Origin of the sequence: Xanthomonas sp. SHU 308, from assembly GCF_000364645.1 — a bacterium.
GTDB lineage: Bacteria > Pseudomonadota > Gammaproteobacteria > Xanthomonadales > Xanthomonadaceae > Xanthomonas_A > Xanthomonas_A sontii.
In genome coordinates, this window is sequence record NZ_AQOK01000378.1 from 1 (window position 1) to 582 (window position 582).

Here is a 582-nt window from a genome sequence, read left to right on the forward strand (position 1 = left end):
CGCGCGCGCCAGCCAACTGCCGGCGGCGGCGAAATCCGAGGCCGCCGCGGCCGTCTCGGCGCGACGGATCAGCGCGCTTTCCACCGCCGCCACGCCCTGCCGCGCGCGCGCATCGTCCGCATCCAGCAGCAACGCCTCGCGGAAATTGGCCAGGGCGCCGTTGCCGTCCTCGCCCAGGCGGCCGCCGCGCAGGTCGTCCTCGCCGGCGCGGTTGTAGGCCAGCACCCGCGAGGCGGTCTCCACCCGCTGCTGCAGGCGCCGCACCGCCGGGTCATCGGCATCCAGCCACAGCGCCACCATCGCGATGCGCGCGGCCTGCTCGAGCGTGCGTTCGGAAAGATCCGGATCGCCCAGCGCCTGCGCGCCGAGTTGCAACAGGCGCCGCCGCGCCTTGCGCAGGCCGTCCTGGGCAACGCGATCGTTCGGCGCCAGGCTGCGGATCGCCAGGTACAGCGGAATCGCCGACTGCGCATCCTCGAACAGGCGATCCTCGGCCAGCGCGCGCGCCGCCTGGCGCCGCGCCTGCGGCAGGCCGCTGCGCGTCAGGGTCGGCAACGGCGGCTGCCAGCGCGCCACGGTCTC

General features: G+C 75.6%; 1 pseudogene. It reads right to left on the reverse strand.

The window, feature by feature from the left end:
- Positions 1 to 582: pseudogene (locus D588_RS0112810) on the reverse strand (formylglycine-generating enzyme family protein); the annotation flags it as partial.